This window comes from Serratia sp. Ae19-1, assembly GCF_059801225.1.
In genome coordinates this window covers 416567-429164 of the sequence record NZ_JBCHWD010000002.1, presented here as the reverse complement: position 1 = coordinate 429164, position 12598 = coordinate 416567, and the positions used below count along the sequence as shown (strand labels likewise).

10 protein-coding genes and 4 tRNA genes are annotated in these 12598 nt (G+C 58.4%); 12 read left to right on the top strand and 2 right to left on the bottom strand.

Going from position 1 to position 12598, the window contains the following annotated elements:
- Positions 1-7 precede the first annotated feature (7 nt).
- From rfbA to AAIE04_RS07340, 12 genes are all read left to right on the top strand, one after another.
- On the top strand, positions 8-889 hold the full coding sequence (gene rfbA, locus AAIE04_RS07395) for a glucose-1-phosphate thymidylyltransferase RfbA (RefSeq protein WP_498576734.1): 882 nt from the start codon (positions 8-10) through the stop codon (positions 887-889).
- A complete protein-coding gene (gene rffC / locus AAIE04_RS07390; protein ID WP_498576733.1) occupies positions 867-1598 on the top strand; it encodes a dTDP-4-amino-4,6-dideoxy-D-galactose acyltransferase in 732 nt (243 codons plus the stop codon). Before rfbA ends, rffC begins: the two co-directional genes overlap by 23 nt.
- Positions 1585-2715 carry a dTDP-4-amino-4,6-dideoxygalactose transaminase gene (gene rffA / locus AAIE04_RS07385; protein WP_498576732.1) on the top strand — a complete coding sequence of 377 codons (1131 nt, stop codon included), beginning with the start codon at positions 1585-1587 and terminating at the stop codon, positions 2713-2715. Before rffC ends, rffA begins: the two co-directional genes overlap by 14 nt.
- 1 nt (position 2716) lies before the next feature.
- A complete protein-coding gene (wzxE, locus tag AAIE04_RS07380; protein ID WP_498576731.1) occupies positions 2717-3967 on the top strand; it encodes a lipid III flippase WzxE in 1251 nt (416 codons plus the stop codon).
- Positions 3964-5049, top strand: coding sequence for a TDP-N-acetylfucosamine:lipid II N-acetylfucosaminyltransferase (locus AAIE04_RS07375; protein ID WP_498576730.1), 1086 nt, complete (start codon positions 3964-3966; stop codon positions 5047-5049). Before wzxE ends, AAIE04_RS07375 begins: the two co-directional genes overlap by 4 nt.
- Entirely contained in the window at positions 5046-6413 is a 1368-nt protein-coding gene (wzyE, locus tag AAIE04_RS07370) for an ECA oligosaccharide polymerase (RefSeq protein ID WP_063918210.1), read from the top strand. The genes AAIE04_RS07375 and wzyE overlap by 4 nt, the downstream gene beginning before the upstream one ends.
- A gap of 14 nt (positions 6414-6427) precedes the next feature.
- The gene (wecG, locus tag AAIE04_RS07365; protein WP_435981633.1) at positions 6428-7168 is read left to right on the top strand and encodes a lipopolysaccharide N-acetylmannosaminouronosyltransferase; all 741 of its coding nucleotides are present in this window, start codon (positions 6428-6430) and stop codon (positions 7166-7168) included.
- Between the two features lie 364 nt (positions 7169-7532).
- Entirely contained in the window at positions 7533-8936 is a 1404-nt protein-coding gene (gene thrP / locus AAIE04_RS07360; protein WP_498576729.1) for a bifunctional threonine/serine APC transporter ThrP, read from the top strand.
- Positions 8937-9071: 135 nt separating this feature from the next.
- Positions 9072-9148: transfer RNA gene (locus AAIE04_RS07355), tRNA-Arg, on the top strand.
- A 60-nt stretch (positions 9149-9208) separates the two neighbouring features.
- Positions 9209-9284, top strand: a tRNA-His gene (locus AAIE04_RS07350).
- Between the two features lie 41 nt (positions 9285-9325).
- Positions 9326-9412 (top strand) — tRNA-Leu (locus AAIE04_RS07345).
- Between the two features lie 74 nt (positions 9413-9486).
- Positions 9487-9563 (top strand) — tRNA-Pro (locus AAIE04_RS07340).
- Positions 9564-10260: 697 nt separating this feature from the next.
- Here AAIE04_RS07340 and hemY read toward each other — a convergent pair.
- Entirely contained in the window at positions 10261-11457 is a 1197-nt protein-coding gene (gene hemY, locus AAIE04_RS07335) for a protoheme IX biogenesis protein HemY (protein WP_019452550.1), read from the bottom strand.
- A gap of 3 nt (positions 11458-11460) precedes the next feature.
- Positions 11461-12585 carry a uroporphyrinogen-III C-methyltransferase gene (gene hemX, locus AAIE04_RS07330; RefSeq protein WP_063918208.1) on the bottom strand — a complete coding sequence of 375 codons (1125 nt, stop codon included), beginning with the start codon at positions 12583-12585 and terminating at the stop codon, positions 11461-11463.
- Positions 12586-12598: the final 13 nt, after the last annotated feature.

Below are 12598 nucleotides of genomic sequence, written 5' to 3'. Positions count from 1 at the left end.
AGCAAGTATGAAAGGTATTGTGCTGGCTGGGGGCTCCGGTACGCGTCTGCATCCGATTACCCGCGGCGTATCGAAACAGCTGCTGCCGATTTACGATAAGCCGATGATCTATTACCCGTTGTCGGTGCTGATGCTGGCGGGAATCAAAGACATTCTGATTATCTCCACGCCGGAAGATCTGCCTTTATTCAAGAGGCTGTTGGGCAGCGGCGAAGCGTTCGGCATCAATCTCAGCTATGCCGAACAGCCAAGCCCCGATGGCCTGGCCCAGGCATTTTTGATCGGCGAAGAGTTTTTGGCCGGTGAGCCGAGCTGTCTGGTATTGGGTGACAATATTTACTTTGGTCAGGCGTTCAGCCCCAAGCTGAGAAACGTTGCGGCGCGCACCACCGGTGCGACCGTGTTCGGCTATCAGGTGATGGATCCTGAGCGTTTTGGCGTGGTGGAGTTTGACGACCGCTTCCGTGCGCTGTCGATCGAAGAAAAGCCGGCTAAACCGAAGTCCAACTGGGCGGTGACCGGGTTGTATTTCTACGATGCGCAGGTCGTGGAGTTCGCCAAGCAGATCAAACCGTCACCTCGGGGTGAATTGGAGATCACCAGCATTAACCAGATGTATCTGGAACGCGGAGAGCTGACCGTCGAGCTGTTGGGGCGCGGTTTTGCCTGGCTGGACACCGGCACGCACGACAGCCTGCTGGAAGCCAGCAGCTTCGTGCAGACGGTCGAGAAACGCCAGGGCTTTAAAATCGCCTGTCTCGAGGAGATCGCCTGGCGCAATGGCTGGCTGGAAGATGAGGGCGTGAAGCGCGCGGCTCAGACGCTGGCCAAAACCGGCTATGGCAAATACTTACTGGATTTATTGCATGCGCGTCCACGCCAGTATTGAACCGCTGCATTGGGAGAGCGACTTCTTCCAATTAGATAGCGCCAAGTTGCATTTGGATAGCTCGGTGGCACCCGTGGCCGAGGCTGATTTGGATGCTTATACGTTGGTGCAGGCCAAAATCCCCGCGCAGCAATTGGCATTGGCGGACGGCCTGGCAGGGTTGGGATTCCGTTTGGTTGAAGGCGAGGTCGATCTGGTCCTGGCCCTCGAGGATGGACGAGCGGATGAACCCGGCGACGGCGTTGAGACTTCCCGCCTGGCGACTGAGGCCGATATTCCGGCATTGCGCGCTGCGGCGGCTCAGGCGTTCACCGTCAGCCGCTTTCGCGCGCCTTGGTATCAACCTGATGACAGCGGTCGGTTTTATGCTTTGTGGATCGAAAAGGCCGTTTTAGGCACTTTCGATCATCTGTGCCTGTTGGCACTGGACGAACAGGGGCAACCAGAAGGCTTTGTCAGCCTGCGTAACATTGGCGGCCAGGACATGCGTATCGGCCTGCTGGCGGCTTTCCCCGGCGCATCTGGCCGGGGCATTGGCACTCGGCTGATGGTGGCGGCGATCGCCGAAAGTCGGCGCCAGGGGATGCAGCGCCTGCGGGTGGCGACCCAGATAAGCAATATCGCCGCATTACGACTCTATCAACGACAGGGTGCCGTGATTGAAAGCACCGCGTACTGGTTATACAGAGGTAAACATGATTCCATTTAACGCTCCACCGGTTGTTGGCACTGAATTGGAATATATGCAGGCTGCCATGGGCAGCGGCAAGTTGTGCGGCGACGGTGGCTTTACCCGCCGCTGCCAGCAGTGGATGGAACAGCGTTTCGGCAGCGCGAAAGTATTGTTGACGCCTTCCTGCACCGCGTCGTTGGAAATGGCCGCCATTCTGCTGGATATTCAGCCGGGTGACGAAGTGATCATGCCGAGCTTTACCTTCGTTTCCACTGCTAACGCCTTTGTGCTGCGCGGCGCCAAAGTGGTGTTCGTCGACCTGCGTCCGGACACCATGAACATCGACGAAACCAAAATCGAAGCGGCGATCACCGATAAAACCCGCGCGATCGTGCCGGTACACTACGCCGGCGTCGCCTGCGAGATGGATACCATCATGGCGCTGGCGAAGAAATATAACCTGTTCGTGGTGGAAGATGCCGCGCAGGGCGTGATGTCGACCTACAAAGGCAAGGCATTGGGCACCATCGGCCATATCGGCTGCTTCAGCTTCCATGAAACCAAAAACTATACCGCCGGCGGCGAAGGCGGCGCGACGCTGGTGAACGATCCGGCGCTGGTCGATCGGGCGGAAGTCATCCGCGAGAAAGGCACCAACCGCAGCCAGTTCTTCCGTGGTCAGGTCGACAAATACACCTGGCGCGACATCGGTTCCAGCTATCTGATGTCTGACCTGCAGGCCGCCTACCTGTGGGGCCAGCTGGAAGTGGCGGAACGCATCAATCAACGCCGCCTGTCGCTGTGGCAGAAGTACTACGACAGTTTCCTGCCGTTGGCGAGATCAGGGCGCATCGAGCTGCCGAGCATTCCGCCGGACTGCGTGCATAACGCGCATATGTTCTATATCAAGTTGCGCGATATCGACGATCGCACCGCATTTATCGACTATTTGAAAGAAGCCGAGATCATGGCGGTGTTCCACTATATCCCGCTGCATGAGTGTCCGGCCGGCGAACGTTTTGGTCGCTTTGCCGGCGAAGACCGATACACCTCACAGGAAAGCGCGCGTCTGGTGCGCTTGCCGTTGTTCTACAATATGTCCGATGTTAATCAACGTACGGTTATCAATAGCATACTGAGCTTCTTCGCCTGATATGTCGTTGGCAAAAGCATCGATATGGACCGCCGGCTCCACGCTGATCAAAATCGGCGTGGGATTGTTGGTGGTGAAACTGCTGGCGGTGGCGTTTGGCCCCAGCGGGGTGGGGCAGGCAGGTAACTTCCGTCAGTTGATTACCGTGCTGGGCGTGCTGTCCGGCGCGGGCATTTTTAACGGCATCACCAAATACGTGGCGGAGTACCATCAGGATCCTCAGCGTCTGCGTCTGGCGGTCGGCACCGCGTCGAGCATCGTGCTGGGCTTTTCGACCTTGTTGGCGCTGGTGTTTCTGTTCGCCGCCGAGCCGATCAGCATAGGGCTGTTCGGGCATGCCGATTATGTCGGCGTGGTGCGCGCCGTGGCTTTCATTCAGATGGGTATCGCCTACGCCAACCTGTTTATGGCGGTGCTGAAAGGCTATCGCGATGCGATGGGTAATGCGCTGGCGGTGATAGGCGGCAGCCTGATCGGCGTGGTGGCTTACTATCTGTGTTTCAAGCTGGGCGGCTATGAAGGCGCGCTGGCGGGGCTGGCGCTGGTGCCGGCGTTGGTGGTGTTGCCGGCAGGGTTGATGTTATGGCGGCGCAAAACGTTGCAGCTGCGCTATCTGGCGCCGCGCTGGGACAAACCGGTGGCCGGCAACCTCGGCAAATTCACCATCATGGCGTTGATCACCTCGGTGACGTTGCCGGTGGCCTACGTGATGATGCGTAACCTGTTGGCCGCGCATTACGGTTGGGATGAGGTGGGGATCTGGCAGGGCGTCAGCAGCATTTCCGATGCCTATCTGCAGTTTATCACCGCCTCGTTTACCGTCTATCTGCTGCCGACGCTGTCGCGGCTGACGGACAAGGGCGCCATCTCGCGAGAGATCGTGCGCTCGCTGAAATTCGTGCTGCCGGCGGTAGCGGCGGCGAGCTTTACGGTGTGGTTGCTGCGCGATTTCGCCATTTGGCTGCTGTTCTCGGACAAATTCGTTGCCATGCGCGATCTGTTTGCCTGGCAGCTGGTGGGCGATGTGCTGAAAGTCGGAGCTTATGTGTTCGGCTATCTGGTGATCGCCAAAGCGTCGCTGCGCTTTTATATCCTGACAGAAGTCAGCCAGTTTCTGCTGCTGACGCTGTTCTCGCACTGGCTGATCCCGCTGCACGGCGCGCTGGGAGCGGCTCAGGCCTATATGGCAACCTACATCGTGTATTTCGCGCTCTGTAGCTGCGTGTTTCTTATTTATCGTAGACGAGTATGACCACACTGATTCACGTTCTGGGATCCGATATCCCGCATCATAACCAGACGGTGCTGCGCTTCTTCAACGACGTGCTGGCGCCGCGTTTGCCGGCTGAGCAGACGCGGCATTTTATGGTGGCGGCCAAGGATGTGGCGGCGTTGGGGGAGTTTCCGGCCCTTAATATTGAGCCTTACGCCGACAAGAAGAGTTTGGCGGCGGCGGTGATCGCCCGCGCCCAGTCCGATCGTGATGCGCGTTTCTTCCTGCATGGCCAATTTAACCCGGGGCTGTGGCTGGCGCTGCTGAGCGGCAAGATCAAGGCGCGTCAGGTCAGTTGGCATATTTGGGGCGCCGATCTGTATGAAGACGCCACCAGCTGGAAATTCCGCCTGTTCTATCTGCTGCGGCGCATTGCGCAGGGGCGGGTGGGGAACGTGTTCGCCACTCGTGGCGACGTGATTCACTACCAGCAGCGCCATGCGCGGGTACCGGCCTCGCTGCTGTATTTCCCGACCCGCATGGACCCGGCGCTGACCGACGTTCACGTCGAAAAAAATCTGGCCGGGCCGATGACGATTCTGGTGGGCAATTCCGGCGATCGCAGCAATCGGCATATCGAAGCGCTGCAGGCGATTCATCAGCAGTTTGGTGCCGACGTGCGCGTGATCCTGCCGATGGGTTATCCGGCCAACAACGACGCCTACATCGAGCAGGTGCGCGCCGCCGGATTGCCGCTGTTCGGCGAGAAAAACCTGCAGCTGCTCACGCAGCAGGTGGCGTTTGAGGATTACCTCAATATTCTGCGCGCCTGCGATCTCGGCTATTTCATTTTCAATCGCCAGCAGGGGATCGGCACCCTGTGCCTGCTGATTCAGTTCGGCGTGCCTTTCGTGCTCAGCCGGCAGAACCCGTTCTGGCAGGATCTGGCGGAACAGCACCTGCCGGTGTTGTTCTATGGTGATTCGCTGGACGAAGCGGTGGTGCGCGAAGCGCAGCGCCAGCTGGCGGCGGTGGATAAACAGGCGATCGCCTTCTTCAATCCGAACTATGTCGACGGCTGGCAGCAAGCCCTGGCGTTGGCGGCGGGAGAGCACTCATGACGTTGGCGCAATTCGGCGGCCTGTTTGTCGTCTATCTGGTCAGCCTGACGTTTATTCTGACGCTGACCTACCAGGAGTTTCGGCGCGTGCGCTTTAACTTCAACGTCTTCTTCTCGCTGCTGTATTTGCTGACGTTTTATTTCGGCTTCCCGCTGACCTGCCTGCTGGTGTTTCAGTTTGACGTCGAGGTGGTGCCGGTGGAGTTCCTGCTGTACGCCCTGCTGTCGGCGACGGCGTTTTACGCCATCTATTACGTCACTTACAAAACGCGGCTGCGCAAGCGGCGCGTTCAGCCGCGCGCGGCGCTGTTCACCATGAACCGGGTAGAGACTCATATGACCTGGGTGTTGCTGGCGCTGGTGGCGATCGGCACCGTGGGGATCTTCTTCATGCAGAACGGCTTCCTGCTGTTCAAGCTCAATTCCTACAGCCAGATCTTCTCCAGCGACGTGTCCGGCGTGGCGCTCAAGCGTTTCTTCTACTTCTTTATTCCGGCCATGCTGGTGGTCTATTTCCTGCGACAGGATCTGCGCGCCTGGTTCTTGTTCCTGGTGGCGACGGTGGCGTTCGGCATTCTGACCTATGTGATCGTCGGCGGCACCCGCGCCAATATCATCATCGCCTTCGCGCTGTTTCTGTTTATCGGCATCGTGCGCGGCTGGATCACGCTGTGGATGCTGGCGGCGGCGGGCATATTCGGCGTGGTCGGCATGTTCTGGCTGGCGTTGAAGCGCTACAGCCTGGACGTCAGCGGCGCGGAAGCGTTTTATACCTTCCTCTATCTGACTCGCGATACCTTCTCGCCGTGGGAAAACCTGGCGCTGCTGCTGCAAAATTACGACAAGATCGACTTCCAGGGGCTGGCGCCGATCGTGCGCGATTTCTATGTCTTTATCCCAACCTGGCTGTGGCCGGGCCGGCCGGACGTGGTGCTGAACTCGGCCAACTATTTCACCTGGGAAGTGCTGAACAACCACTCCGGGCTGGCGATTTCTCCGACGCTGATCGGTTCGCTGGTCGTGATGGGCGGCGCGCTGTTTATTCCGCTCGGTGCGATTCTGGTGGGCATGATCATCAAGTGGTTCGACTGGCTGTACGAGTTGGGCAAAACCGAACCGAACCGCTACAAGGCGGCTATCCTGCAAGGCTTCTGCTTCGGCGCGGTGTTCAACATGATCGTGCTGGCGCGCGAAGGGGTGGACTCCTTCGTGTCGCGCGTGGTGTTCTTCTGCATTATTTTCGGCGCCTGTCTGGTGCTGGCGAAGTTGCTGTATTGGCTGTTCGATACCGCCGGGTTGATCAAGGCCAGAGTGACGCGCGCTCGCGCGCCGGCGTCTCCGCCTCGGGCGAGCGGTCTTTTGTAAGGGTAATGAGAACGATGGAAGCAAAGATTTCGGTGCCGCAGTACGAGCTGCGCGGTTTCAGCCTGTGGGGCTTTCGCGATATGGCGCACTGCATGGACTTTTTGTTCGACGGCGGCCGGGTAAAGCAGGGCACGCTGGTAGCGATGAACGCGGAAAAGATCCTGAAGGCGGAAGAGGACCAGGCGCTGCATGCGTTGCTGGATGAGGCGGAGTACAAGTACGCCGATGGCATCAGCATGGTGCGTTCGATCCGCCGCAAATACCCGGCGGCGGAGGTTTCGCGCGTCGCGGGCGCCGATCTTTGGGAAGCCTTGATGCAGCGCGCCGGGCAGGAAGGCACGCCGGTCTTTCTGGTCGGCGGCAAGCCGGAAGTCCTGGTGGAAACCGAGCAGAAGCTGCGCAGCCAGTGGAATGTCAACCTGGTGGGCAGCCAGGACGGCTATTTCAAGCCGGAGCAGCGAGAGGCGCTGTTCGAGCGTATTCGCGCCAGCGGCGCCGCCATTGTGACGGTAGCGATGGGATCGCCGAAGCAGGAGATTCTGATGCGCGATTGCCGCAAGGTGCATCCACAGGCGCTGTACATGGGCGTAGGCGGTACCTATGACGTGTTTACCGGGCACGTGAAGCGCGCGCCCAAGGTCTGGCAGAACCTCGGCCTGGAGTGGCTCTACCGCCTGCTCAGCCAGCCCAGCCGCATCGGCCGGCAGTTGAAGCTGTTGAAGTTTGTCGGCTACTACTACCGCGGCAAGATGTAACCCCTCATCCGGGGCGGAAAGTGTTGTTCCGCCCCGGTCTGCTATACCAATAATCTGTTTTTGCCCATTTCTCCCGCATATCTATAACCCCCGGCCCTAAACGCCGCCGCATTTATTCCATAAAGTTTTAAATTGCGGTTTGCTTATAGCGGCGAAATGCGAAACGATACCGCCCGGAAATTATCCCTGGCCGCTGCGCCTGTTGCGCCAGCGCTGAACGATGTTCTTCTCACGGTAACTTCGCTCCGACTACCCGTTGATGCCAACCCGATCGGCAGGGGATGATTTATTCTTTTAATAATGACAATAACGACCGGCAGCGGCCGGCAGGCAAACACAACCCGAGAAAAATTATTGAGGATTTATGGCACACAAAGAGAAACCGCAAGGGCTACACCGGGGCCTTGAGGCCCGGCATATCGAGCTTATCGCTCTGGGGGGCACCATCGGTGTCGGCCTGTTTATGGGGTCGGCCAGTACGCTGAAGTGGGCGGGGCCATCGGTGCTGCTGGCTTACATCATCGCCGGGCTGTTCGTGTTCTTCATTATGCGTTCGATGGGGGAAATGCTGTTCCTCGAGCCGGTCGCCGGGTCGTTCGCCGTTTACGCGCATAAATACATGAATCCCTATTTCGGCTATCTGACCGCCTGGGGCTATTGGTTTATGTGGATCGCCGTCGGCATTTCGGAGATCACCGCCATTGGGGTGTATGTGCAGTTCTGGTTCCCCGAAATACCGCAGTGGGTGCCGGCGCTGATCGCCGTGGCGATGGTGGCGCTGGCCAACCTGGCGGCGGTGCGCCTGTACGGTGAGCTGGAGTTCTGGTTCGCCATGATCAAGGTCACCACCATCATCGTGATGATTCTGGTGGGGCTGGGGGTGATCTTCTTCGGTTTCGGCAACGGCGGTGAACCCGTTGGTTTCGCTAATCTGACGGCGCACGGCGGCTTCTTCGCCGGCGGCTGGAAAGGCTTCCTGTTTGCGCTGTGCATCGTAGTGGCGTCCTATCAGGGGGTAGAGCTGGTGGGCATCACCGCCGGGGAAGCCAAGAATCCTCAGGTGACGCTGAAACGCGCGATCAACAATATCCTGTGGCGTATCCTGATCTTCTATGTCGGCGCCATCTTCGTCATCGTTACCATCTTCCCGTGGAACGGCATCGGCACCACCGGTAGCCCGTTCGTACTGACCTTCGCCAAGATTGGCATCGTCGCCGCCGCCGGCATCATCAACTTCGTGGTGTTGACCGCCGCGCTCTCCGGCTGCAACAGCGGCATGTACAGCGGCGGCCGCATGCTGTACGCCCTGGCCAAGAACCGCCAGCTGCCAGCGGCGTTGACCAAGCTTTCCGCCAGCGGCGTGCCGGTCAACTGCATCGCCGTCACCATCGGCTGCCTGTTGGTGGGATCCGCGCTGAACTACATCATCCCTAATCCGGAGCAGGTGTTCGTCTACGTCTATAGCGCCAGCGTACTGCCGGGCATGGTGCCGTGGTTCGTGGTGCTGATTAGCCAACTCTATTTCCGCCGCGCCCACAAGGAAGCGATCAAAAACCACAGCTTCAAGTCGATCATGTTCCCGTATGTGAACTATCTGACCATCGCTTTTCTGGTGTGCGTGCTGGTCGGTATGGGAATCAACCCGGATACGCGGATTTCCCTGCTGGTCGGGGCGATTTTCTTAGCCGGCGTCAGCCTGTGCTACTTCACTTTCGGCATGCACAAGAAACATCATCCGGCTGAAAATCGGGTAGAAACGCGCCAATAAACGGTGAAAAGGGGCTACGGAGTGCGCTTTTGTGCGTGGGAGTGAGCAAAGCGTAATCAAACGCAACATTTCTGCGAAAAAGCACTAGACAGAATTGGCGTAAATCCGTAGTATCCCCTCCCGCAACGGCGCTACGCGCCCGTAGCTCAGCTGGATAGAGCGCTGCCCTCCGGAGGCAGAGGTCTCAGGTTCGAATCCTGTCGGGCGCGCCATTAAGTTTGTGCGCAGGAGCTGCGGTGGTAATATTACCGCGTGAGTAAGAAGTAGTAATGGTGGCTATAGCTCAGTTGGTAGAGCCCTGGATTGTGATTCCAGTTGTCGTGGGTTCGAGTCCCATTAGCCACCCCACTTCCTAACGAAGTGAAGATTTAGCAGTATTTTGTGACAGTGCGAAGGTGGCGGAATTGGTAGACGCGCTAGCTTCAGGTGTTAGTGTTCTTACGGACGTGAGGGTTCAAGTCCCTCTCTTCGCACCACGCAAAATATCTGATAAATATAAGATTTATATGGACAATGGTCTGATAAATCGGGTAGTATAAGCAACACAAATCGGCGAGTAGCGCAGCTTGGTAGCGCAACTGGTTTGGGACCAGTGGGTCGGAGGTTCGAATCCTCTCTCGCCGACCACTTTCAAAGAAACCGACGCAAGTCGGTTTTTTTACGTCTGCAGTTTATGAGGCTCAGCATGGCGAGACGAACAATGAGCAGCCTGTGCAACCCTGTGCGGGTTTTTTGCCGGTCTGGAGTTGGCGCCTTGTTTATACCGGCAAGCCTGTTGGTTTTCAGCGACAGTATCGCCTGATGCTGTCGTCAGTTTGAGACAAATAATCAATTGATTTTAAACAACATAATCAGCTTTGGCTTAAGTCGTCGTTGCGAGGCGACATCTTCAGATCGGCCGTCGGTATGGAACGAAGGGTGCGGCACATGACTAGGAAGGCGGAGTTAAATAAAAAATAGATATATTTCAATGCATTGAATTCTATTTTTTATGGGTGGTCGCTTAAATCTAAAAGTTGGCACGGCAAGTGCAATATCTACAGCGTAGATGCTCATTCCATCTCTTATGTTCGCCTTAGGCTTCATAAACCCTGGGAATGACGCAGAGCCGATTTAGGGTGCCTATCGCCCACGAGAACGATGACTAACCCGTCATCACGCTCAGGGCAGAACGTTGAGTGAGGCACCGCCCCTGTTGTCCTAGACCTGATTGCTTCTTTATACACTTGCCCTACGGCAAGTGTTTTTTTTTTGCGCTTCAGCCAGCTCGCGGGCAAAAAAAAGCGCGGCATCGGGGCCGCGCTTCTCTCAACCGAACGGGGCGTTACTCGCCGCCGTTCTGTTTCAGCGTTAACATCAGCCCTTCACGCCGCATCTGTGCCGCTTCATCCGAACGGTGCAGTTTCTCCAGCGTATCGGCCAACCAGGCGTAATCATAGGCGTCCGGGCGCTGCTTCAACGCTTCGCGGAAGGCGTCGGCCGCCTGCTGCCATTCGCCGTGCTTCATCAGCAACTGCCCCAGCGTGCTGTTCAACAGCGGTGTCGCGCCGTGTTGTTTCATCTGCTGGCGCAGCGCTCTCTCCAACTGCTCGGGATTGCCGGACTTCAGCCGCGGCAGCAACAGCACCAGACGCTCGTCGTATTGGCGCTTCAGGCTGTCGAGCACAATTTCCTGCGCCAGTTCATGGTCGTTGCATTCGATCAGGTGCTCCACCATCGCGATTTGCAGCGGCACTTCGTGACGCGTCTTGCGGCTCTGATCTTTCCACCAGCGCTTCAGGCCTTCGCTGCCTTCGTCCGCCATCGCCTGATTCATCAGCCCGATGTAAGCCTGTTGCTGCAGGGCCTGCAGCTGCTCTTCGCTATGCAGTTCGATTTTACGCATCGACGGCAGCACTTCCAGCAGCGACGCATAGGCGCCGGTGCGCAGATAGGCTTGTTCCGCCAGGCGCAGCACTTCCGGATGGCGCGGAGCCTGGTTCAGCAGACGATCGACGCCGTGGCGCGCGGCGTGGTTCTCGCCCTGCGCCAGCTGAATGCGAACCCGGGTGATATCCACCGGCAGCTGATCGGTGTCGGCGGCTTCGGCGGCGCGTTCCAGATACTGGTTGGTGCGGAAGTCATCGCCGCGTTGCTGCGCGGCCTCGGCGGCCAGCAGATAGTTCACCACCGGCTGTTCGGCGTGGTCGGCGTTGCGCGTCATCAGCTTTTCAACCTGCTTGTAGTCGCCTTCCGCCAGTTTGATCAGCGCGGCTTTGGTTTGCTGGCGCGCGCGGGTGCGCTTGCGGCCGATAAACCAACCGCGCGTGCGGGCGCCGGTACGGAAAATTCGACGCAGGATCCACTCGATCGCCAACAGCACCACGAACAGCAGCACCAGCATGATCACCAGGCCGGTGACGCTGGTTTCAATATTGTAATTATCGGTCTGGATCAGCACATAGCCTTGATGCCCGGCCAGCATCGGCCCGAGCACCACGCTGGCGATCACCACCAGAAACAGAAATAGCACGCGTAACATGGCTTAACCCTCCTGGTGAACGGCAGGGGACTGGGTCATCAGGTTGCGCACCCGGGTCTGCATCACTTTTTCCAGCAGCGGCTGGCTTTTCAGCTGATCCGGCACGTCCATCGAGATCGACTGTTGGCTCAGGTTATCCAGCTCTTCAAGGAAGGCCTTGGTCGCCGGGTCGGTGGTGTCGAAATAGGCGCGCACCCAGGTAGAGACGGTTTCCAGCGATTGCTTGTAGGTCTCGTTCTGGTGACGCGGAATGGCCTGTGCCGCCACCAGCAGGCGCGAACGGATGTTTTCGCGCAGATAGATGTCCTGGTTCGGCGCCAGCAGCGGCTCGGCGCTGGTGTCGCGGCGGCGGATGGTGATGAAGTCGGCCATGAAATTGCGCCAGCTCTTGGCCAGATTCTGCCGCCATTCGCCGATCGAGCCGGAGAGCTCGTTGCTGTTTTGATCCATCGGCGCTTCGTCGGTGTCGTTGTCCGCCAGGCGCAGGTTATCCACCTGATTGGACAGCTGATTAACTTTGAGGATGATGCCGTCGTAATCGACCTGGGTCAGGGTTGAAAGCGTACCGATGTCTTCGGTAATGGCGCGACGCACGTCGAGCAGGCTCGGATCGTTCATGTCCGCCAGGCTGGCGTCGGCGCTTTTCAGCAGCGCGGCGGCGCTGGTCACGTCCTGATCGCTCCACAGTTTGCGGCCGGCCATTTTCACCAGGAAATCGGCCTGAGCCAGCAGCCAGGTTTTGGCGTCGCTGCCGGAGATGGTCGCCACTTTTTCCTGCAGCTCGCTCAGCTGGCGCGCCAGGTTCGCCTGCTCGCGATCGGCGGCGTCCAGGGTTTTACCCTGCTGTTGCAGCAGGCCTTCCAGCGCGTTTCTTTCCTGCTGCTGGCTCTGCTTCACGCCTTCGAGCTGCTGCTGCAGTGCCTGGTTGGCGGCGATCAGCTGCTGCGCTTGCTTGTGCGTGTGGTAATAGCCGCCCGCGCCGAGGGCGATGACCAGCACGATAGCGATCGCGCCGAGCACCGGGCCGGTATTCTTGCCTTTGCGGCTGGCAGCGGCTGGCTGCTGGGAGCTCTCAACCGCGGTGGTTGGCTCTTCAACCGGGGCGGATGGGGTATTTTGTTCCGTCATAGTGGCACATCCC